Origin of the sequence: Streptomyces sp. NPDC057099 (assembly GCF_042671245.1) — a bacterium.
Lineage (GTDB): Bacteria > Actinomycetota > Actinomycetes > Streptomycetales > Streptomycetaceae > Streptomyces > Streptomyces purpurascens.
In genome coordinates, this window is record NZ_JBHUTX010000010.1 from 183715 (window position 1) to 204351 (window position 20637).

Annotated in this window: 18 protein-coding genes; 11 read left to right on the forward strand and 7 right to left on the reverse strand. The window is 71.0% G+C overall.

All coding sequences use genetic code 11. The annotated features are described in order from the left end of the window. Positions 1–18: 18 nt before the first annotated feature. Positions 19–513 carry a DUF3145 domain-containing protein gene (locus ACFT4A_RS16805; RefSeq protein ID WP_382830633.1) on the reverse strand — a complete coding sequence of 165 codons (495 nt, stop codon included), beginning with the start codon at positions 511–513 and terminating at the stop codon, positions 19–21. A 258-nt stretch (positions 514–771) separates the two neighbouring features. Here ACFT4A_RS16805 and ACFT4A_RS16810 point away from each other — a divergent pair, with 258 nt between their 5' ends. Both ACFT4A_RS16810 and ACFT4A_RS16815 read left to right on the forward strand, forming a co-directional pair. Beyond that, positions 772–1665 carry an SGNH/GDSL hydrolase family protein gene (locus ACFT4A_RS16810; RefSeq protein ID WP_382830636.1) on the forward strand — a complete coding sequence of 298 codons (894 nt, stop codon included), beginning with the start codon at positions 772–774 and terminating at the stop codon, positions 1663–1665. Positions 1666–1675: 10 nt separating this feature from the next. Further along, positions 1676–2647: an aldose epimerase family protein gene (locus tag ACFT4A_RS16815; RefSeq protein ID WP_382830639.1), complete on the forward strand. Its 972-nt coding sequence runs from the start codon at positions 1676–1678 to the stop codon at positions 2645–2647. A gap of 85 nt (positions 2648–2732) precedes the next feature. Here the strand turns inward: ACFT4A_RS16815 and ACFT4A_RS16820 are convergent, their stop codons facing one another. Next, positions 2733–5213, reverse strand: coding sequence for a glycoside hydrolase family 3 protein (locus ACFT4A_RS16820; RefSeq protein WP_382830641.1), 2481 nt, complete (start codon positions 5211–5213; stop codon positions 2733–2735). Positions 5214–5277: 64 nt separating this feature from the next. Here ACFT4A_RS16820 and ACFT4A_RS16825 point away from each other — a divergent pair, with 64 nt between their 5' ends. Both ACFT4A_RS16825 and ACFT4A_RS16830 read left to right on the forward strand, forming a co-directional pair. After that, entirely contained in the window at positions 5278–5859 is a 582-nt protein-coding gene (locus ACFT4A_RS16825; protein ID WP_382830644.1) for a TetR/AcrR family transcriptional regulator, read from the forward strand. A gap of 97 nt (positions 5860–5956) precedes the next feature. Continuing rightward, positions 5957–7189: a pyroglutamyl peptidase gene (locus ACFT4A_RS16830; protein WP_382830647.1), complete on the forward strand. Its 1233-nt coding sequence runs from the start codon at positions 5957–5959 to the stop codon at positions 7187–7189. Here ACFT4A_RS16830 and ACFT4A_RS16835 read toward each other — a convergent pair. After that, positions 7140–7982 carry an EI24 domain-containing protein gene (locus tag ACFT4A_RS16835; RefSeq protein ID WP_382830649.1) on the reverse strand — a complete coding sequence of 281 codons (843 nt, stop codon included), beginning with the start codon at positions 7980–7982 and terminating at the stop codon, positions 7140–7142. The two genes, ACFT4A_RS16830 and ACFT4A_RS16835, sit on opposite strands and share 50 nt — an antisense overlap. Before the next feature lie 143 nt (positions 7983–8125). Here ACFT4A_RS16835 and ACFT4A_RS16840 point away from each other — a divergent pair, with 143 nt between their 5' ends. Together ACFT4A_RS16840 and ACFT4A_RS16845 are read left to right on the forward strand one after the other, a co-directional pair. Further along, positions 8126–10699, forward strand: a complete 2574-nt coding sequence (locus tag ACFT4A_RS16840) for a M14 family zinc carboxypeptidase (RefSeq protein WP_382830651.1) — start codon at positions 8126–8128, stop codon at positions 10697–10699. Beyond that, positions 10696–11841 carry a serine hydrolase domain-containing protein gene (locus ACFT4A_RS16845; RefSeq protein WP_382830654.1) on the forward strand — a complete coding sequence of 382 codons (1146 nt, stop codon included), beginning with the start codon at positions 10696–10698 and terminating at the stop codon, positions 11839–11841. Before ACFT4A_RS16840 ends, ACFT4A_RS16845 begins: the two co-directional genes overlap by 4 nt. A gap of 68 nt (positions 11842–11909) precedes the next feature. On the opposite strand, the gene ACFT4A_RS16850 is transcribed toward ACFT4A_RS16845, so the two are convergent. Next, on the reverse strand, positions 11910–12329 hold the full coding sequence (locus ACFT4A_RS16850) for an organic hydroperoxide resistance protein (protein ID WP_382830657.1): 420 nt from the start codon (positions 12327–12329) through the stop codon (positions 11910–11912). Positions 12330–12423: 94 nt separating this feature from the next. After that, positions 12424–13446: an NADP-dependent oxidoreductase gene (locus ACFT4A_RS16855; RefSeq protein WP_382830660.1), complete on the reverse strand. Its 1023-nt coding sequence runs from the start codon at positions 13444–13446 to the stop codon at positions 12424–12426. A gap of 101 nt (positions 13447–13547) precedes the next feature. Between ACFT4A_RS16855 and ACFT4A_RS16860 the strand changes: the two genes are divergently transcribed. Further along, positions 13548–13997, forward strand: a complete 450-nt coding sequence (locus ACFT4A_RS16860; RefSeq protein ID WP_382830663.1) for a MarR family winged helix-turn-helix transcriptional regulator — start codon at positions 13548–13550, stop codon at positions 13995–13997. Positions 13998–14211: 214 nt separating this feature from the next. Here the strand turns inward: ACFT4A_RS16860 and ACFT4A_RS16865 are convergent, their stop codons facing one another. Both ACFT4A_RS16865 and ACFT4A_RS16870 read right to left on the reverse strand, forming a co-directional pair. Next, on the reverse strand, positions 14212–14892 hold the full coding sequence (locus tag ACFT4A_RS16865; protein ID WP_382830665.1) for a snapalysin family zinc-dependent metalloprotease: 681 nt from the start codon (positions 14890–14892) through the stop codon (positions 14212–14214). Between the two features lie 223 nt (positions 14893–15115). Then, positions 15116–15841, reverse strand: coding sequence for a hypothetical protein (locus ACFT4A_RS16870; protein WP_382830668.1), 726 nt, complete (start codon positions 15839–15841; stop codon positions 15116–15118). Positions 15842–16096: 255 nt separating this feature from the next. On the opposite strand from ACFT4A_RS16870, the gene ACFT4A_RS16875 reads away from it, so the two are divergent. From ACFT4A_RS16875 to chvE, 4 genes are all read left to right on the forward strand, one after another. Next, positions 16097–17260, forward strand: a complete 1164-nt coding sequence (locus ACFT4A_RS16875) for a mandelate racemase/muconate lactonizing enzyme family protein (RefSeq protein ID WP_382830671.1) — start codon at positions 16097–16099, stop codon at positions 17258–17260. Continuing rightward, a complete protein-coding gene (locus ACFT4A_RS16880) occupies positions 17257–18282 on the forward strand; it encodes a zinc-binding dehydrogenase (RefSeq protein ID WP_382830674.1) in 1026 nt (341 codons plus the stop codon). The genes ACFT4A_RS16875 and ACFT4A_RS16880 overlap by 4 nt, the downstream gene beginning before the upstream one ends. Positions 18283–18399: 117 nt before the next feature. Then, positions 18400–19368 carry a hypothetical protein gene (locus ACFT4A_RS16885; RefSeq protein ID WP_382830676.1) on the forward strand — a complete coding sequence of 323 codons (969 nt, stop codon included), beginning with the start codon at positions 18400–18402 and terminating at the stop codon, positions 19366–19368. 142 nt (positions 19369–19510) lie between these two features. Further along, positions 19511–20623 (forward strand): multiple monosaccharide ABC transporter substrate-binding protein, encoded by a 1113-nt coding sequence (chvE, locus tag ACFT4A_RS16890; protein WP_382830679.1) that lies wholly within the window; start codon positions 19511–19513, stop codon positions 20621–20623. The last annotated feature ends 14 nt before the right edge of the window (positions 20624–20637 follow it).

Here is a 20637-nt window from a genome sequence, read left to right on the forward strand (position 1 = left end):
CCCCGCGCCCCTAACTACTCACACCACCTGGTGGAGCCAGCGGACCGGGGCGCCTTCGCCTGCGTAGCGGAAGGGTTCCAACTCGTCGTCCCAGGGCTTGCCCAGGAGTTTGTTGAGTTCGGCTTCCAGGTCGGTCTCGCCGCGCTGGGCGCGCTGGAGGGCCGCGCGGAGGCGGTCCTCGGGAATGAGGATGTCGCCGTGGATGCCGGTGACGGCGTGGAAGATGCCCAGGTCGGGGGTGCAGCTGTAGCGCTCGCCCTCGGCGGTGGGGCAGGGCTCGGCCGTCACCTCGAAGCGCAGCAGCTGCCAGCCCCGCAGGGCCGACGCCAGTTTCGACGCCGTGCCGGGCTGGCCCTGCCAGGAGAACTCCGAGCGCCAGGTGCCCGGTGCGGCCGGCTGGCGGATCCAGTCCAGGCTGACGCGTGTGCCGAGCACCCCGGCGATGGCCCACTCGACGTGCGGGCACAGCGCGCGCGGCGCGGAGTGCATGTACAGAACTCCACGTGTCGTCACCGGAACCTCCGGGCAGAGCGGACCATCTTTGAACGGGCGGAACGGCTGTGACCGGGCGGGTCACGTTGATGGCGAGGCTACCGTGCGGTGGGGCGAGGAGTGTGACGTACGGTCGGTCCCGGTGCCGGGAATCGCTCGTCATTCACCCAGGGGGACGCTTGTACGGGTGTGAGCCGTTGCACCTGATCGGTCGGGAACCCTCGTGCGTTGTTATGGGGTGGGGAGACAGTCATGGCGCGACGAGGGGATGGATCAGGCATGCGGAAGCGAAGCCACCGCTCACGGATCGTTGCCGCCGTGGCCGTGGCGACTGCCCTGGGCGTCACGGGATGTGACGCCGTGGGGGACAACTCCCCCGCCCCGTCCGCCAGCGCCGAGCCGTCGCCCAGGCCCACCCCGCTGTGGGATCGCAGTCCGAACTCCGTCGCCGCCGTGGGTGACTCCATCACACGCGGCTTTGACGCCTGTGACGTGCTGTCGGACTGTCCGGAGGCGTCCTGGGCGACCGGCGCCAGCCCCGAGGTGGACTCGCTCGCCGTCCGGCTGCTGGGGAGGGGCAAGGCCGCCGGGCGGAGCTGGAACTACGCCGTGACCGGGGCCCGGATGGCCGATCTGCCCGGGCAGATGACCCAGGCGGTGCGGCGGAAACCGCAGCTCGTGACGGTGATGGCCGGGGCGAACGACGCCTGTCGGGCCTCTACGGCGGCGATGACCCCGGTCTCCGGTTTCCGCAGCGACTTCGAGGACGCGCTGCGCACCCTGCGCGAAGCCCTGCCCAAGGCACAGGTGTTCGTGGCGAGCGTGCCGAACCTGAAGCGGCTCTGGTCGCAGGGCCGTAACAGCCCGTTGGGCAAGCAGGTGTGGCAGCTGGGCATCTGCCCGTCGATGCTGGGCGACGCGGACGCCCTGGACTCGGCGGCGACCCTGCGGCGGGACACGGTGCAGAAGCGGGTGGAGGACTACAACAAGGTCCTCGAGGAGGTCTGCGCCAAGGACAAGCGGTGCCGGTACGACGGGGGCGCGGTGTACGACTACCGCTTCGGCACGGCTCAGTTGAGCCGCTGGGACTACTTCCACCCCAGCGTGAACGGACAGGCCCGGTTGGCGGAGATCGCGTACCGCACCGTCACCGCGAAAGGCCCCCTGACTTAGAGTTCCGCACATGAACGAACTCTTCGGCACACTTTCCGACGGCACGCCGGTGCACCGCTGGACCCTGGAACGGGCGGGCGTACGGGTGCGGGTGCTGTCGTACGGCGGGATCGTGCAGTCCGTCGAGGTGCCGGACCGGGCGGGCCGGGCCGGGGATGTGGTGCTGGGGTTCCCTGATCTGGAGGGCTATCTCGCCCACCCCGGGCCCTACCTGGGGGCTTTGGTCGGGCGGTACGCCAACCGGATCGCCGGCGGCCGTTTCCCTCTGGACGGTCGGACGTACGCCCTGGAACCGAACAACACGCCGAACTCGCTGCACGGCGGGGTGCACGGCTTCGACAAGCGGGTGTGGGACGCGGCCCCGGTCGAGCACGGGGTGCGGCTCACCCGGATCAGTCCGCACGGCGAGGAGGGGTTCCCGGGGCGGCTGGAGGTCTCGGCGACATACACGCTCCTGGAGAGCGGCGCGCTGCGGATCGCCTACGAGGCCGTGACGGACGCGCCGACCGTGGTGAACCTGACGAACCACAGCTACTTCAACCTGGGCGGCTCCGGCGACGCAGGCGGCCACGAACTGCGGCTGGCCGCCTCCCGGTACACGCCGGTCGACGCGGACCTGATCCCGACCGGCGGCCCGGAGGACGTGACCGGCACGCGCTTCGACTTCCGCGAGGCCCGCAAGGTCGGTTCCGGCTACGACCACAACTTCGTGCTCGACAAGGGCGTGGCGGACGTCCCGGTGGAGGTCGCCGAGCTGCACGACCCGGCGTCCGGGCGGGTGCTGACGGTGGCGACGACCGAGCCAGGACTCCAGCTGTACACCGCCGACCACCTGGGCGAGCCCTTCGCGCCCGGCGACGGCATCGCGCTGGAGACCCAGCACTTCCCCGACTCCCCGAACCGGCCGGACTTCCCGACGACGGTGCTGCGGCCGGGCGAGGTGTTCCGCTCGGAGACGGTGTACGGGTTCGGCACGCGCTGAATCAGGGGCTCCGAAAGAACCCACGAGCCCCGGTCCAGGGGTCAGGTCCCGGACCGGGGCTGCTCAGTGGGGAACTTGTCCCGGATCAGACGTTAATCGTCGCGGTGATCCTACGGTCGCTGATCGAGCGCGCCACCTGGATCTCGTACGAACCCTTCACAAACGACCACGAGGCGTTCGTCTCGTCCCAGCTCTCGAAGGCGCGGCGCGGCAGTTCGACGGTCGCCTCGGCGGTCTCACCGGGTGCGGCCTCGACGCTCGCGAAGCCGGCCAGCCAGCGCGCCGGGCGGGTGGGGTCGGGCTCGCTCGGGGCGAGGTAGAGCTGGACGACCTCGCGGCCGGGGCGGTCGCCGGTGTTGCGGAGGCGGACCTTCGCGGTGGTTCCCTCGGCGCTCCCGGCGACCTCGACCGACTCGTAGGTCCAGTCGGTGTAGCCGAGGCCGTGGCCGAACGGGTAGGCGGGGGTGCGGCCCTGCTGCTCCCAGGCGCGGTAGCCGATGAAGACGCCCTCCTCGTAGGGGAGTTCGCCGCCCTCCGGGACGACCTGGGTGACCGGGGCGTCGGTCAGGGAGCCCCAGGTGGTGGGCAGGCGGCCGCCGGGCTCCTGGGCGCCGGTGAGGACGTCGGCGAGAGCCGCGCCGCCCTCCTGGCCGGGGAACCAGCTCAGGAGCACGGCGGCGACGTCGTCGCGCCACGGCAGTTCCACCGGGGAGCCGGAGTTGACGACCACGACGGTGTTCGGGTTGGCGGCGGCGACGGCGCGGACCAGGTCGTCCTGGCGGCCGGGCAGGCGCAGGTCGGTGCGGTCGAAGCCCTCGGACTCGACGCGGTCGGTGGTGGCGACCACGACGACGGCCGTCTCGGCGGCGCGGGCGGCAGCGGCGGCCTCGGCGATCAGCTCGTCGGGGTCGCGCTGCGGGTCCTGGTGGGCGAGGGTGAAGCCGATGACCCGCATGGGGTGCCCGTCGGGCGGCGGGACGGTGTAGGTGAGGGAGACCTCGACCGGTTCGCCCGCGGTGAGTTCGACGCGGGCGTGGGGCACCGGGGCGCCGAAGAAGGCGGCGAAGGGGTCGCCGTCCTCGGCGGGGCGCTGGATGTCGTCGAAGTACGTGGTGCCCGCGACGGTCAGCCTGAAGGGCCCGAGGCCCTTGAAGCCGAAGGTGTGCGTGCCGGTCTCGCGCGGGGTGAAGGTGCCGGTCAGTTCGACGCTGTGCAGGGTGTCGTGGGTGACGCCGTCGGGCAGGTCATTGCCCATCCACTGGATGTGGCCGCTGGCGGCCGAGCGGGTGCCGAGGACCTGGTGCGCGCTGTCGCGGCAGACGGCGCGCAGTTCGAAGCCCGGGTCGGCGACGGGGAGTTCGGTGTTCGGGTCGGCGCCGAGGGCAAAGGTGAGGCTGCCGTCGGGGAGGGCGGCGGTGAGGCCGTCGAGCGGGGAGACGGTCCGGGCGGGGAAGACCGTGGCGGAGCCGCCGCCGAGGACACGGGCGTCGCGGGCGGCGGCGCCGATCAGCGCGACGCTGCCGGGCTTCAGCGGCAGCGCGCCCGACGCGTTGCGGACGAGGACGAAGGAACGGCGGGCGATCTCGCGGGCGAGCGCCTCGCCGTCGACGGGCGCGGGCGGTTCGGTGACGACCGGTTCGGCGCCGTCCAGGATGCCGACCCGGGCGGCGAGGCGCAGGACGCGGCGGACGGCCTCGTCGACCTGGGCCTCGTCCGCCTCGCCGTCCCGGACCGCCTGCGCGAGGGCCTCGCCGTAGACGGTCCGCGGGCCGGGCATCGCGATGTCCAGGCCGCCGGCGAGGGCGCCGGTGGTGGAGCGGGCGGCGGTCCAGTCGGAGACGTTGATCCCGTCGAAGCCCCACTCGCCGCGCAGGACCTCGTTGACCAGGTGGTGGTGCTCGGTCATGGTCGTGCCGTTGACGGTGTTGTAGGCGGTCATGATGCCCCAGGGGTGCGCGTTCTCGACGATCGCCTCGAAGGGGGCGAGGTACAGCTCGCGCAGGGCGCGTTCGCTCACCAGGTTGTTCACCGTGAGGCGGTCGGTCTCGGCGTCGTTGGCGACGAAGTGCTTGACGGTGGTGCCGACGCCGCCGGACTGGACGCCCCGGACGTATTCCGTGCCGATCCGGCCCGTGAGGTACGGGTCCTCGCTGTAGGCCTCGAAGTGGCGGCCGCCGAGCGGGGAGCGGTGCAGGTTGACCGTGGGGGCGAGCAGGACGTGGACGCCCTTGCGGCGGGCCTCCTGGGCCAGCAGCACGCCTGCCCGGTGCGCGAGTCCGGGGTCCCAGGTGGCGGCGAGGGCGGTCGGTGAGGGCAGGGCGACGGAGGGGTCGTCGGCGCTCCACTGCACCCCGCGGACGCCGATCGGGCCGTCGGACATGACCAGCGAGGCCAGTCCGGCCTGCGGCAGCGCGGGCAGGCTCCACATGTCCCGGCCGGCCAGCAGCCGTGCCTTGGCGTCCAGGTCGAGCTTGCCGAGGGCGGCCTCGACCGCCGCCTCACGCCGTACTTCCGCTGTCTCCGTCACGTCGGAACCTCCACGTCGAAAGCCGCTGGATGCCGACATCGTGCCCGCGTTACCTGTAACGCGGTAGGTTTTGTTATGTTCTCGAAATAATCGGCTGTTCGTCATGTCGTACGGTGACGCCATGACGGCCAGGGCGAGAAGCGAGGAACGGCGCGCGGAGATCGTGCGGGCCACCCTGGAGGTGATCGCCGAGCGCGGCTACCGGGGAGCGAGCCTGACGTCGGTCGCCGAGCGGGTGGGGCTCACCCAGCAGGGGCTGCTGCACCACTTCCCGACGAAGGAGGCGCTGCTGGTCGCGGTGCTCCAGGAGCGGGACCGCTGGGACGCCATGCCCGCCGGGCGGCTTCGGCTGGACCTGCTGGCCTCGCTGGTCGAGTACAACGCGATGCGGCCCGCCATCATCCAGACCTTCTCGGCGCTGCTCGGCGAGAGCGTCACGGAGGACCATCCGGCCCGCGCGTACTTCAGGGAACGCTACGTCGGGGTCCGCGCCGGCATGGCCGAGGTGCTGCGCGCCGAGTACGGCGACCGCCTGCCGAGCGGCCTCACCCCCGAGCGGGCCGCGCCCCTGCTGGTGGCGATCCTGGACGGCCTGCAGTACCAGTGGCTGCTGGACCCGGAGTCGGTGGACATGCCGTCGGCGTTCCGGGACTTCCTGACGCTGCTGGGCGAGAGCACCGACTGAGCACCCATGGCGTAGATCACTCCTGTCACGCGATACTGCGGCCGTCCGGCACCACGCCACCGCAGCACCCCCACCGTGACGGAAGGCCTGAACCTCCTTGAACTCCATACGCGTTCGCCTCGGCGTCCTCGGCCTCGCCCTGCTGACCGGCCTCACCACCCCCACGACCGCGAGCGCCGCGGAGACGGCCCCCGCTCCCACCGTCGAGGAGCAGCGGCTCGGCAAGGCGGTCCCGCAGGAGATCCTGCGCCGCTCCGGGTTCGACACCGTGGCCCCGCGACTGGCCCGGGCGCTGGACGAGGCCCGTTCCTACGGGGAGGCCCGCCGGGCCGTGGCGCGGGAGGGCGCGCAGCTCTGGCGGCAAGCGGTGGACCGGGCGCAGGGGCGTGGACCGGCGGTCGGTGATCTGAGCCGGGACGACGACCGGCCGCTGTACTGGGCCCGCCTCGGCCTGACGCGAGAAGTGCGCACCTGGGAGCCGGAATTCGGCCTGACGGACGGGCAACGGGCCGCGCTGCTGGACGAGCTGGAGCGCACCTCACGCGGCCAGACGGCCATCGGCTACCCGCACGGCAAGGGCCTGAAGCGCATCCTGCTCACCGGCTTCGACCCGTTCACCCTGGACCGGGACATCCGTATCTCCAACCCGTCCGGCGCCACCGCGCTCGCCCTCGACGGCACGGTCATCGAGACGGCCGACGGTCCGGCCCGGATCGAGACGGCCGTGTTCCCGGTGCGCTGGCAGGACTTCACGGACGGGACGGTGGAGCGGACGCTGCGGCCGTATCTGCCGAAGGTCGACCTGTTCACGACCGTGAGCCAGGGCCGGGTCGGGAAGTTCGACATCGAGCGGACCAACGGGGCCTGGCGGGGCGGCTTCGGGGACAACGACAACATCGGCCGCACCGAGACCGTCCCCGTGACCGACCCGGCCTCGCAGCCGCAGTGGACGACGACCACGCTGCCGTACCGGGCGATCGTCGCCGCGAACACCGGCCGGTTCCCCGTGTACGACAACACCAGCGTCACCGAGATCCCGGCGGGCGGCACCCAGCCCGTCGTACGCCCCGACGGGCCGACCCCCGGCTCGACCGCACGGCAGGGCGGCGGCGGGGACTACCTCTCCAACGAGATCGCCTACCGGGCGACGCTGCTGCGCGACCGGCTCGGGCTGCACGACCGGCTGCCGGGCGGGCATGTGCACACGCCCGTGCTCCAGTTCGGCGCCGGGAACACCACCGAGGTCAACGACCCGGATTTCGTGCGGAACCGGCTGGACATCATCGCCCAGGTGCGGGCGATCCTGAAGGCGGCTGCGGAAGAGAGCTGACGCCCTCGTCGCCCGCCACGGCGGAGCCACCCGCGCGGCCCTCATCGATCTCCTCTCCGAGCAGTTCCCGGGCCATGAGGGTGGCTCCCGCGACCGCGCCCGGCATCAGGAACACCGCGACGACCGGCACCAGGAAGGCCACGGCCAGCGGCGTGCCGAAGCCCCACACCAGGGTCTTGCGGCCCCGGAGCAGGCCCAGGCGGGTGCGCAGGTCGACGCCCCGGCGCTGGAGGGCGACGGCGGTCAGCTCCTCGGTCAGGAAGAACCCGGTGACGAAGAACCCGAGCACCGGTACGGCCGTCTGGCCGATCACCGGGATGAAACCGCAGGCGAACAGCAGCACACCCCACAGGGCGGCCCGCACCACGATGCGGAGGCTGTCGCGGCCGGAGATCCACAGTTCGCGCCAGAGCGGCAGGCCCGACTCGGGGGCGTGGCCGTCCGGGGACACGTCACGGTCGACCTTCTCGGAGAGGTTCTCGTAGAAGGGCTGCCCGATCAGCAGCGTCACCGCGGTGAACGTCACGACGGCGAGGAGCAGGGCGAGGGCGAACAGCACGACGGTCAGAAAACCGCGGAAGAGCCCGAGCCACGGGCTCGACCAGTCGTCGGCGAACGGCGTCGCCCAGGTGACGGCGTCCTGGCCCCACAGCGCCAGCGCGACCAGTGCCGCCGCGTACAGGACCAGGGTGATCAGGCCCGGGACCAGCCCGAAGCCGTACTGCTTGCCGTGCCGGGCCACCCACCGCTGGCCCTTCAGCAGGTACTGGAAGCCCACCCCGAGATCGCGCATGGGAAAACCCTATCGGTGCAGGCCCGGACGGACTCCGCAGGGGCCATCCGGGTCACCGGTGACACCAACGCGCACTTGTTGCCGTTGAGTCGAACCGGTACACCTCGCCGTACCGATCTCAGTAAGCCCAGGAGGAGGTACACGTGCGCACCACGAGAGCCGTTCCTGCGAGACCTGTACTGATCGTCACCCTCGGCCTCGCGACGGCGGGCTTATCCCTGCTCGCCCCCCACACCGCGGGAGCGGACCCGAAGCCCGTCACCCGGGAGGGCGCCGCCGTCGACGACCGCGCGGCCCGGGCACCCGCGAGCGCCGCCCGGCGCGCCCTGACCGACGAGACCTCCACCGGCCCCACGACCCCCACCCGCGGCTACCCCCGCCGCCAGGTCCTCTCCCCCGACCCGGAGAACCCCGGCGACAAGTCCCTGAAGCTGGGGCTCACCCCGTACCACGCGATCGCCCCGAAGCTGAACGCCCTGCAACGCCTCGGCGACCGCGTCAGTGTGGAGGTGACCGGCCGCTCGGCCGGCGGCCACCGCCTCTACCTGGTCACCGTCACCGCCCCGGAGACCACCCGCCAGGCCCGCGCCCAGGAGCGGATGCGCGAACTGATCGAGAACGCGCCCGCGTCCGCCGCGAAGTCCCGCGAGATCAAGCGGACGTACAAGGCCCCGGTCTTCGTCAACAACAACATCCACGGCAACGAGTGGGAGGGCACGGACGCCTCCCTGAAGGTCATCGAGCGGCTCGCGACGGCCAAGGACGCGGGGACCAGGGATCTCCTCGCGCACAGCCGCCTGTACTTCAACATCACGGCCAACCCGGACGGCCGTATCGCCGGCACCCGCGCCAACGCGAACGGCTTCGACCTCAACCGCGACTTCGTCACGGCCTCCCAGCCCGAGAGCCGCGCGATGCGGCAGATCGAGCTGGACAAGCAGCCGGCCGTCCTGCTCGACCTGCACGGCTACGTCAACGGCACGCTCATCGAGCCCACCACTCCCCCGCACGGCGAGAACTACGAGTACGACCTCTTCCTGAAGAACTCCTACGCCAACGCCCTCGGCATGGAGTCCGCCGTCAACGCCCTCGGCTACACGCCCGCGAAGGACGGTGTGGAGCCGGCGCAGATCCCGTTCCGCGACCAGGAGGAGGGCTGGGACGACTGGCCGCCGATCTTCACCCCGCAGTACGCGGCCTTCCACGGCACGGTGGCCGCGCACACGGTGGAGATCCCGCTGGCGGTGAACAACGAGGAGTACGACACGCTCCCCGTCCCGGAGCTGCGCCGCCGCTCGGCGGTCAACACGGCCGTGGCGGGCGCCGCCGTCCGCGCGACCCTGGACCACGTCCGCGAGCACCGCGCCACCCTCGTCGCCGACCAGATCGAGACCTTCCGCCGCGGCGCGGCCGGCGCCCCGCAGGTGCCGGTGTCACCGAAGACGGTCCCCGGAGTCCCCGGCATCGGCCCGGAGGACGTCTACACGACCGACTTCCCGCGCGCCTACGTCATCCCGCCCGGCGACTCCCGCACCCAGCGCTCGGCTCCGGCCGCCGCCCGCCTCGTCGACCACCTCCTCGCCAACGACGTCCGCGTCACCCGCGCCACCCGCCCCTTCGGCCTCGCCGGACGGACCTACCCCAAGGGCTCGTACGTCGTCGACCTGCGCCAGCCCAAGCGCGGCATGGCGAACGTCCTGCTGGCCGACGGCCGGGACATCAGCGACAAGGTGTCGGTGATGTACGACATCTCCGGCTGGAGCCTGGGCCGCCTGTGGGGCGCCACGGTCGAGCGGGTGACCTCGGGCAGCCTGCGGGGCGCGCCCCTGCGCCCGGTCACCGAGGCCGCACCCGTCGCCCACGTGCCCGCGCACGGCACCCTGCGTCTGCGCCTGACCGACCCGCGCGAGGTCGCGGCCCTCAACTCCCTGCTCGGGCAGGGAGTCACGGTCCGGCAGGCACGGGACGGCAGCGCGATCGTCCCGGCGTCGGCACGCCGCGCGGCGCTCGCCGCCGCCCGCACGCACGACGTCTCCTTCACGGCCACGCGGCTCAAGGGCGAGACGCCCCTGCACCGCCTGCGCGTCGCCGCCGCCGTCACCCCGGGCGAGCTGTTCGCCCTGCGGGAGATGGGCTTCGACGTCACACCGGTCTCGACGGCCGTCCTGAACGCGGGCTTCGACTGGTCCGGCACGGACGTGCTGTTCGTCTCCGCCGGCCTCGACCACGCCGCCCTCACCGCCCCCGCCCGCGAGGCCCTGGACGCCTTCCTCGACGGTCACGGCCTGGTCGGCCGGGGCGCGACGGGAGCGGCCCTGAACGCGGCGGCGGATCTGCTGGCCGTCAAGCCGGTCGAGGGCAACCCGGACGCCAACGGCGTCGTACGCGCGGTGAACTCGGGCCGCCTCACCCAGGACGCCCCCGCGCACACCTTCGTCTACGCCCCGCTGTGGTTCACCGACCTCGGCCCGGGTGTGCGCGAGGAGCAGTCGTACGCGATCGGGAACCCGCTCGTCTCCGGACACTGGCGCCCGCTCGGGGACGGCACCGGCGGCCCCGCGGCGGCAGCGGGACAGGCCTCGGTGGTCAGCGGCGGCCGGACGGTCCTGTTCGGCACCGAACCCCTCTTCCGGGACCACCCCAAGGGGGAATTCCCGCAGGTGGCGAGGGCATTGTTCACAGTGGCACACAGCGGTTCAGATGAGGAGAACGGATGACGCAAGAGATCCACGGCACCGTAGCCGACGGCTTCGAGGGGGTGCGCGAGGAGTTCGCCGCGTTCGTGGCCGGGGAACGGCCCGACTACGAGGGCCAGCTGTGCGCCTACGTGCGGGGCCGGAAGGTCGTGGACCTGTGGGCGGGGACCGAGGCGGACGCCCTCTACGGCGTGTTCTCGTCCACGAAGGGCGCCGCCTACCTGGTCGTGGCTCTCCTCGTCCAGGACGGCACGCTCGAACTGGACCGCAAAGTGACGTACTACTGGCCGGAGTTCGGGGCCGAGGGCAAGGGTGACCTGACCCTGCGTGATCTGCTCGCGCACCGGGCGGGCGTGGTCGGCACGGACACCGGCTTCAGCCTGGCGGAGCTGGCCGACGACCGGCAGCTCGCCGAACGCCTCGCCGACCAGCGGCCGTTCTGGCGCCCCGGCACGATGTTCGGCTATCACGCGCTGGTCGCCGGCGCCCTGTCCGGCGAGGTGGTACGCCGGGCCACGGGCCGCACGCTCCAGGAGATCTACCAGGAGCGCGTCCGGACCCCGTACGGCCTGGACTTCCACCTCGGCCTGCCGGCGCCCCAGGAACCCCGCTTCCGCACCACCCAGCCGATGATCCCGACCCCGGAACAGCAGGCCCTCCTCGACGCCACGCCCACGGGCCCGCACACCCTCGCCTCGATCGCCTTCAACCGCAACGCGAGCGAACCCACCGACCTGGCCTCGCTCCCCAACATGCCGCTGGTCCGCGCCAAGGGCCCGGCGTCGGTGGGCGGAGTGGCGTCCGCGCGGGGCCTGGCCGGGATGTACGCGGCGGCGATCAGCGGGGTGGGCGAGCAGGCGGCGCTGCTGAAGCCGGACACGGTGGCGGAGTTCGGCCAGTTCCACTCGGTCGGCTACGACCTGGTCGCACGGGCCCACAAGTCGTTCGGCCTCGGCTTCCAGACGACGGCTGACACGTGGCACCCGTTCCTCGGCGCCGGGACCATCGGGCACAGCGGCGCGAGCGGCTCGCAGTCCTTCGCGGACCCGTGGAGCGGCCTCGCCTACGGCTACACACGCCGCCGGTTCGCCTTCCCCGGCGGGGCGGCCCCGGAGAACAACCGCCTGGCGCACGCGATCCACAAGGCGGCGCTCGCCACCTGACCCCGGGCACAGGCGGAGGCCGCACCCCACGTCCAAGGGTGCGGCCTCCACGTACGCAACGACTGAGGTCAGACCAGCGTCACGGTGATGTTCCCGCGGGTCGCCTTCGAGTACGGGCACACCTCGTGCGCCTTCTCGACGAGCGACCGCGCGGCACCCGGCTCCACCTTGGGCAGGTCGGCCGAGATCTCGACGATGATCCCGAACCCGTCCCCGTTCTTCCCGAGGCCGACCCTGGCGGTGACGGTCGACCCGGTGAGGTCGGCGCCCGTCTCCCGGGCGACGACACCGAGGGCTCCCTGGAAGCAGGCGCTGTACCCGGCGGCGAAGAGCTGCTCGGGGTTGGTGCCGGCGCCGCTGCCTCCCATGGCCCGCGGCGGATTGACGACGACGTCGAGCCGGCCGTCATCGGTGGCCACGCGCCCGTCGCGCCCGTTCCCGGCGGTGGCGACGGCGGTGTACAGGACGTCGGACTGCTGGATCGGCATGCGGTTGTGTTCCTTCGGTCGTCCGCCGCGGCTCGCGCCCGGGCCGAGCGGATTCGGAAAAAACTTACCGCATGCCGAAAACCAACAGAAGGCGTCAGAGCTTGACGATCATCTTCCCGGTGTTCTCACCGCGCAGCACGCCCATGAACGCCTCGAGGTTGTTCTCGATGCCCTCGACGACGGTCTCGCGGTACTTCAGCTCACCGGAGGCGACCCAGGGGGCGACGTCCTGGACGAACTGCGGCTGCAGGTCGTAGTGGTCCCCGACCAGGAAGCCCTCGATGCGGCCGCGGGTCGCGATCAGACGGGCGAGGTTCCGCGGGCCCGGGGCGGGCTCGGTGTTGTTGTAGACGGAGATCATGCCGCAGACGGCGATCCGGCCGCCCTGGTTGAGGGAGCCGATGGCGGCCTCCAGGTGGTCACCGCCGACGTTGTCGAAGTAGACGTCGATCCCGTCCGGGGCGGCGGCGCGGAGCTGCTCGCTCACGGGCCCGTCCTTGTAGTTGAAGGCGGCGTCGAAGCCGTACTCCTCGACGAGGAGCTTCACCTTCTCGTCGGACCCGGCGGAGCCGATGACCCGCGAGGCGCCCTTCAGCTTGGCGATCTGCCCGACCTGGCCGCCCACGGCACCGGCGGCGCCGGACACGAAGACGGTGTCGCCCTCCTTGAAGGCGGCGGTGCGCAGCAGGCCCGCGTAGGCGGTGAGGCCGGTCATGCCCAGCACACCGAGGTACGTCGACAGCGGCGCGGCGTCGGCGTCGACCTTGACGGCGTTCTTCGCGGCCACGACGGCGTACTCACGCCAGCCGAGGAAGTGCAGTACGTGATCCCCGACGGCCAGCCCGTCGACGTTGGAGGCCACGACCTCGCCGACGGCACCGCCCTGCATGACCTTGCCCAGCTCGAACGGGGCGACGTAGGACTTCGCGTCACTCATACGGCCACGCATGTACGGGTCCACGGAGAGGTACTTGTTCCGCACGAGGACCTGCCCCTCGCCGGGCTGCGGAATCTCCGCCTCGACGAAGGCGAAGTCCTCGGGCTTCGGCCAGCCGACGGGACGGCTCGCCAGGTGCCACTCGCGGCTGACGGCGGGGAGGGTGGGGGTGTCGGTCATGATGCGCCTGTCCTCACTGGCTCGAGCGGATGTTTCAGTAACTGAAACAACCATGCTCCTGAAAATTTCATGTTGTCAAATAACCGGGTACCCTCGACGTCATGGTTTCCACCACATCGACCCCGGACTCCCCCCATCCCGACGCACTGAGCCTCGAGGTCGTCGAGCTCATCGGGGAGGTCGTGGCCCGGTTCCACGAGGACTACGAGGAGGCTGCGGCGGAGCATGCCCTGACCGGGGCGCAGGCCCGGCTGCTGAGCCTGCTGTGCCTGGAGCCGCTGCCCATGCGGAGGCTCGCCCAGCGGCTGAAGTGCGAGCCGTCCAATGTCACGGGGATCGTGGACCGGCTGGAGGCGCGGGGGCTGGTGGAACGACAGCCGGATCCCGCGGACCGCAGGGTGAAGGTGGCGGCGGCGACGAGTGAGGGGCGGGCGGTGGCCCGGAGCCTGCGGGAATCCCTGCGGTTCGCCCGGGAGCCGTTGGCCGGGCTCTCCGAGGGAGAGAGGGTGGCGCTGCGGGATGCGCTGAGGGGGATGCTGGGGGCTGCGTGAGGGGCTGATCCGAGTCCGATGTTCTCAGTGGTCGTAGGCGATCAGTGAGCGTTTGATCTTCGCGTCGGTGGTCCGGTTGTCCTCGTGGACGGGGACCTGTTCCGGCACCGCCGGCCACACATCGGCCGACCGCACCGGAACAGGTCACGCCAGCTGAAGGATCGGCCTGCCGCCCGAGGGCGGAGCCGTGGTCAGCAGCGCCGGGTTCCCTGGATCAGCGGTCAGCCGCGGCGAGCCACTGGTCCCACTCGTCCTGGCCCTGGGCCCACTGCCGGTCGACCTCGTCGGCCTCCTCCGCGCTGGGCTTCGCGTTGTCGCAGTCGGCCGGCGCGGAGCCGCCGGACATCAGATCCGAGCACTGGCCCGTGCGCCTGTCCGGCAGACCGAGGATGTGACCGGTCTCGTGCGAGGTGATCCGGGTGGAGTTGAACTCCTTGTTCTGCGTGAAGTCCAGGAAGACGAGGCCCTTGCCCTTGCCTTGGCCCGTCGCGTACGACCCCCGGGAGTCATCGCCCTCGCGGTAGATGAAGTCGGGGTTGCTGCCCTCCTTCAACTCCACGTTGTCCAATGCCGCGTTCCATATGGCGGCGCTGCGCTTGATCTGCTTGCGGAAGTGCGGGGCCTCCTTGGTGCTGTAGGTCACGGTGACGGCGGCGTCCGCGCTCTTCGTCGCGTTCCCCGCGTTCTCCTTCTTCGCCAGGGCCGACTTCAGCACGGCCTGGATGAACGCGTCGGTGTCGGCCTTGTCGTCCTTGCCCGTGGTGTAGAGGTCGGTCGCCGCCGGCTGCCCGGATCCGTCGCCCGACGCGTCGGGGGACGCGGATGCGATGGACAGACCGGATGCGAGGAGGCCGACGCCCAGAGCCGTGGCGAGCGCCAGCTTGGGGAGCTTCATGTGTGGGGTTCCTTGCGGTTTGCGCGCAGTGCGTGGGAGAGGGACGCAGGATTCCCAGCACCCTTCCCCTGCCCGCGCGTTCTGGCAGTTTCCACAGAGGAGGACTGGCAGTCGGGCAGGGGATCCCGCAGCTTTACCCACGCTTTACCCGCGGGGATGGGTCGAACTGTCCATCAGCGCAGGCCAGTTGACCTTTTCGCCCCGTCGAAGGTCGCGCAGGCGACTACGCGCACCACCACAGGAAGCGGTTGCACGTCCTCGTCGGGGACGGTTCCGGCGTCGGGGTCGGCGCCGGGGGCGTCGGGTCAGCGGTCTGCGTCGGAGCCGGAGGGGCGGCGGTGGGGGCCGAGGCCGGGCGGCTCGGGGACGTTTCCGACGAGGGGGACCGGGTCGGCTCGGGGGCCTTCGACTTCTCGTCCTTCGGGGATCCGGAAGCCGACGGCGAGTCAGACGCCCCCGGGGAAGGGGACCTCGACGCCCCCTCGGCCCCGGTCTTGTCACCCGCGGGGCGGACCGTCTCGCCCGCCCCCGCCGGCTCGCCCTCGGCCTCCGCCGGCTTCGACGTCGACTTCGGCGCGTCCATGCCCAGCTCGGCGAGGCTCAGCCCACCCGCCGCCAGCACGAACCCCGCCGCGACGAACAGGGTCCGACGCCGCCGCCGGCGATGCGCGGCCGCCTTCCGGTCCCGCCGGCTCGCCCCGCCCGGACCATCGGCACCCGGCCCGTGTTCACGCCCACGCCCACGCCGCCGAGCAGCACGCCCCAGCGGCTCATCGTCGTCGTAGTCGTCACGCTCGCCGTCGGACACGCCGGAGCCACCCGACTCGCCCGAGTCCTCGTGATCGCCGTACTCACGCTCGCGCCGGCGCAGCGCATCCGCCGAGGTGCCACACCCCGGGCACGTCAGCGCGCCGTTGAGGTGCCGTCGGCACGGGTCGCAGTAGTCCATGACGCGGGAAGATTAAGTTCCCCGCCGGTCACGTTCCTAGCTCCAGCTGTGAAGGTTCTGCACGGACACGCCTCTCCCCTGGTTTCGAAACTGTCGAAACCGTTATGCGCGCGACCCATTGACACTCCCACCACCGCGTCCTTACTGTCACGCCAGCATTTCGAACGTGTGCCGAAATCTCGAACACGTCGAACTGGCTGAATGAACTGAATGACTGACGGAACTGAGCCGACGAAGCTGCGAGGGACAACCGCCGTGCGCATCACCGGAATCAGCACACACGTGGTCGGGACGCCGTGGCGCAACCTGACCTACGTCCAGGTGCACACCGACGAGGGGATCACCGGAGTCGGCGAGACCCGGATGCTGGGACACACCGACGCCCTTCTCGGTTACCTGAGGGAGGCCGAGGCCAACCACATTCTCGGCTCCGACCCGTTCGCTGTCGAGGACCTCGTCAAGCGCATGAAGTACGGCGACTACGGCCGCGCGGGCGAGATCGTGATGTCCGGTATCGCCGTGATCGAGATGGCGTGCTGGGACATCAAGGGCAAGGCCCTCGGCGTCCCCGTCTGGCAGCTGCTGGGCGGCAAGGTCACCGACAAGGTCAAGGCGTACGCCAACGGCTGGTACACGACGGAGCGCACCCCCGAGGCGTATCACAAGGCCGCCCAGGGCGTGATGGAGCGCGGCTACCGCGCCCTCAAGATCGACCCCTTCGGCACGGGTCACTTCGAGCTGGACCACCAGCAGAGCCTGTACGCCGTCTCCCTCATCGAGGCCGTCCGGGACGCCATCGGCCCCGAGGCCGAGCTGATGCTGGAGATGCACGGCCGCTTCTCCCCCGCCACGGCCGTACGCCTGGCCAAGGAGCTGGCCCCCTTCAACCCGGCGTGGCTGGAGGAGCCGGTCCCGCCGGAGAACCTCAAGGCGCTGGAGAAGGTGGCCGCCAAGGTCGACATGCCCGTCGCCACCGGCGAGCGCATCCACGACCGGATCGAGTTCCGCGAGCTGTTCGAGAGCCAGGCCGTGGACATCATCCAGCCGGACGTCGGCCATATCGGTGGAATCTGGGAGACCAGGAAGCTCGCGGCGACGGCCGAGACCCACTACATGCTGGTCGCCCCGCACAACGTCGGCGGCCCGGTCCTGACCGCCGCCTCTCTCCAGGTCGGCTTCACCTCACCGAACTTCAAGATCCTGGAGCATTTCAACGACTTCGCGGACGCGGAGATCAAGAAGGTCGTCAAGGGCGCCCCGCAGGTGAACCCGGAGGACGGCTGCTTCCACCTCTCCGACGCCCCCGGACTGGGTGTCGAGCTGGACGTGGACGCCGCCGCCGAGTTCCCGCAGCAGCAGGCCCGTTTCGACCTCTGGGCGGAGGGCTGGGAGCAGCGCAAGCCCAAGGCCGGCCAGTGAGCACCGAAGGGCTGCCCGCGAGCGCCGCGGTCGTCATCGACGCCCCGGGCGAGCACCGTCTCGTCCCGCACGAGCCCCGGCGGCCCGAGGCCGGCGAGGCGCTGGTCCGGGTCCACGCGTCCGGTATCTGCGGCAGCGACCGCGAGGTCTACCAGGGCAACCGCCCCGAGGGCTACGTCCGCTACCCGCTCACCCCGGGCCATGAGTGGTCCGGGACGGTCGAGGCGGTGGGCGCGGGTGTCCCGGAGTCGCTCGTCGGCCGCAAGGTCGTAGGCGAGGGCTTCCGCAACTGCCAGGTCTGCGACCGCTGCCACGCGGGCGACACGACGCTGTGCACGGCCGGTTACGAGGAGACGGGGTTCACCCAGCCGGGCGCGATGGCGACGACGCTGACGCTCCCCGCCCGTCTGCTCCACACCCTCCCCGACGACTGCGACCTGACCGCCGCGGCCCTCCTGGAGCCCGCCGCCTGTATCGCGGCCGCCGCGCTGAAGGCGAACGCGCAGCCGGGCGAGCGGGTCGCCGTGGTCGGCACGGGCACGCTCGGCATGTTCGCCGTGCAGTTCCTGAGGGCGAACTCGCCGGCCGAGCTGCTGGTCGTCGGCACCCGCCGGGACCGTGAGGCGCTGTCGCGGCAGTACGGCGCGACGGACTTCCTCACGAAGGACCAGGAACTCCCGGACGACATCGACGCGGTGATCGAGACGGCCGGGTCCGCGGACGCCGCCCGGATCTCCGCCGCCCTGCTCCGGCGGGGCGGCCGGCTGGTCCTGACGGGTATTCCGGCGCCGGGCGCGGACGGTCTCGATCCGACCGATCTCGTCGTGAAGCAGCTGGAGGTGCACACCGTCTTCGGTGCCGCGCCGGACGCCTGGGCGCACACGGTGCGGGTGTTCGCCGCCGGTCTGCTCGATCCGCTGCCGCTGGTGACGCACGAGCTGCCGCTCGCCGAGTTCTCGCAGGCCATCGAACTGGTGGGGGCAGGCGATCCGAAGGTGGGCAAGGTGTTGCTCCGCCCGTAGACGTACGCCGGTACGGGGGCAACCTGACGGCTCCCGTACCGGCGTACCCCACCCCCGCACCTTGCCGTACCCAGAGCCGCGAACCTCGTCCGAAATATCGAACCGAAGGACTTTCCTGTGACCGACGCTCCCGCCACGGCAGCCCGCAGGCCCGGTGAGCAGGCGCTCGCCGATCTCGGCCTGAAGGCCCCCGCCCTCGACCCCGCCGACGCCTCGCCGCACTCCTTCCCCGGCGGTGGCCGCTGGCGCACCGAGATCCCGTCCTGCGAGGGGCCCGAGGCGCTGGCGGTGGTGCTGAAGGAGGCCTCGCGGCTGGACGTGCCGATCCACCGGATCAGCCAGGGCAGCGGCGTCTGGATGCTGACCGACGCCGAGATCACCGAGATGGTCGAGTCGACGGCCGAACGCGACATCGAGCTCTGCCTGTTCACCGGCCCGCGCGGCACCTGGGACATCGGCGGCTCGACCCGGACCGACTCGCGCGGCGCGGGTCTCAGAGCCCGCGGCCACGACGCCGTCGCCGGATGCGTCGAAGACGCCGTCCGAGCAACGGAGTTGGGCGTCAAGTGCCTGCTCGTCGCCGACGAGGGCGTGCTGTGGACCCTGCACCGGGCGCGCGCGGCCGGCATCATCCCGGCCGACACGACCCTCAAGGTGAGCGCGCTCATCGGGCCCGTCAACCCGGCGGCGTACGCGGTGTACGAAAGACTGGGCGCCGACTCGGTCAACGTGCCCAGCGACCTGACGCTCGATCACCTCACCGAGATCCGCCGGGTGTCCGGCGCTCCCATGGACATGTACATCGAGGCCCCCGACGACCTCGGCGGCTACGTCCGGATGTACGAGGTCGCCGAACTCATCCGGCGCGGCGCCCCGTTGTACCTGAAGTTCGGCCTGTCGAAGGCGCCCGGGATCTACCCCTACGGGCACCACATGCGGGAGTTGACGCTGGCCACCGCCAAGGAACGCGTGCGGCGCGGCCGGCTCGCCCTGGACCTCCTCGCGCGCCACGGGGCGGACGGCGACATGGCCCCGCTGGGGTCCCGACTGCCGGGCGCTCTGCAACGGTTCGAGATCTCGGCATAACGTTCCGGAAACTCGGCTTCACAAAAGAAGACACAGCCGACCACAATCCGACACATCTCTTCTCGGTCTTTCCGGCACGACCACCCGGAGCGACTTCGCGCCTCCCAGACCGAGCCCTGCACACAGATCAAGGATGATCAATATGCGTAACCGCAGAGCCGCTCTCGCCGCCATAGCCGGAGCCGCGTCCCTCGCCCTGACCCTGTCCGCCTGCGGCCAGAACAGCGAGGGCGGCAGCAACGAGAGCGACGGGGACGCCAAGGGAGGCACCATCGGCATCGCGATGCCGACCAAGTCCTCCGAGCGCTGGATCGCCGACGGCAACAACGTCGTCAAGGAGCTGGAGGCCAAGGGCTACAAGACCAAACTGGTCTACGGCGAGGACGACCCGGACCAGCAGGTCTCCCAGGTCGAGAACCTGATCACGCAGGGCGTCAAGGCGCTGATCGTCGCCGCCATCGACAACAAGTCGATGAACAACGTGCTCCAGCAGGCCAAGGACGCGAACATCCCGGTCATCTCCTACGACCGCCTGATCCTCGGCACGCAGAACGTCGACTACTACGCCTCGTTCGACAACGAGAAGGTCGGCGAGCTCCAGGGCACCTACATCGTCGAGAAGCTCGGCCTGAAGGACGGCAGCAAGAAGGGCCCCTTCAACATCGAGCTGTTCGCCGGCTCCAACGACGACAACAACACCCGCTACTTCTTCGGCGGCGCGATGAAGGTCCTGCAGCCCTACATCGACAAGAAGCAGCTCGTCGTCCGCTCCAAGCAGACCAAGCTCAACCAGGTCACCACCCTGCGCTGGGACGGCGGCACCGCCCAGAAGCGCATGGACGACATCCTGACCTCGGCCTACAAGAGCGAGCGCGTCGACGCGGTCCTCTCCCCCTACGACGGCATCTCCATCGGCATCCTGTCGGCGCTGAAGTCCGACGACTACGGCTCCAAGGCCAAGCCGCTGCCGGTCGTCACCGGCCAGGACGCCGAGGTCGCCTCGGTGAAGTCGATCATCGCCGGCCAGCAGTCGATGAGCGTCTTCAAGGACCTCCGAAGGCTCGCCAAGGTGTCCTCGAACATGGTCGACGCGCTACTGAACGACAAGAAGCCCGAGATCAACGACGACAAGACCTACGACAACGGCTCGAAGGTCGTCCCGGCCTACCTGCTGGAGCCGGTCGCCGTCGACAAGAGCAACTTCCAGAAGGAGCTCATCGACTCCGGCTACCTCAAGGAGAGCGACGTCAAGTAGTCCCCGCCACCGAC

Bases quoted from the DNA above. Each gene is read 5' to 3' on its own strand.
- ACFT4A_RS16860 (WP_382830663.1), top strand. From the start codon at position 13,548: ATGGTTTCCACCACATCGACCCCGGACTCCCCCCATCCCGACGCACTG.
- ACFT4A_RS16865 (WP_382830665.1), bottom strand. From the start codon at position 14,892: ATGAAGCTCCCCAAGCTGGCGCTCGCCACGGCTCTGGGCGTCGGCCTC.
- ACFT4A_RS16850 (WP_382830657.1), bottom strand. From the start codon at position 12,329: ATGCCGATCCAGCAGTCCGACGTCCTGTACACCGCCGTCGCCACCGCC.
- ACFT4A_RS16855 (WP_382830660.1), bottom strand. From the start codon at position 13,446: ATGACCGACACCCCCACCCTCCCCGCCGTCAGCCGCGAGTGGCACCTG.
- ACFT4A_RS16820 (WP_382830641.1), bottom strand. From the start codon at position 5,213: ATGTCGGCATCCAGCGGCTTTCGACGTGGAGGTTCCGACGTGACGGAG.
- ACFT4A_RS16825 (WP_382830644.1), top strand. From the start codon at position 5,278: ATGTCGTACGGTGACGCCATGACGGCCAGGGCGAGAAGCGAGGAACGG.
- chvE (WP_382830679.1), top strand. From the start codon at position 19,511: ATGCGTAACCGCAGAGCCGCTCTCGCCGCCATAGCCGGAGCCGCGTCC.
- ACFT4A_RS16845 (WP_382830654.1), top strand. From the start codon at position 10,696: ATGACGCAAGAGATCCACGGCACCGTAGCCGACGGCTTCGAGGGGGTG.
- ACFT4A_RS16835 (WP_382830649.1), bottom strand. From the start codon at position 7,982: ATGCGCGATCTCGGGGTGGGCTTCCAGTACCTGCTGAAGGGCCAGCGG.
- ACFT4A_RS16810 (WP_382830636.1), top strand. From the start codon at position 772: ATGCGGAAGCGAAGCCACCGCTCACGGATCGTTGCCGCCGTGGCCGTG.
- ACFT4A_RS16815 (WP_382830639.1), top strand. From the start codon at position 1,676: ATGAACGAACTCTTCGGCACACTTTCCGACGGCACGCCGGTGCACCGC.
- ACFT4A_RS16870 (WP_382830668.1), bottom strand. From the start codon at position 15,841: ATGGACTACTGCGACCCGTGCCGACGGCACCTCAACGGCGCGCTGACG.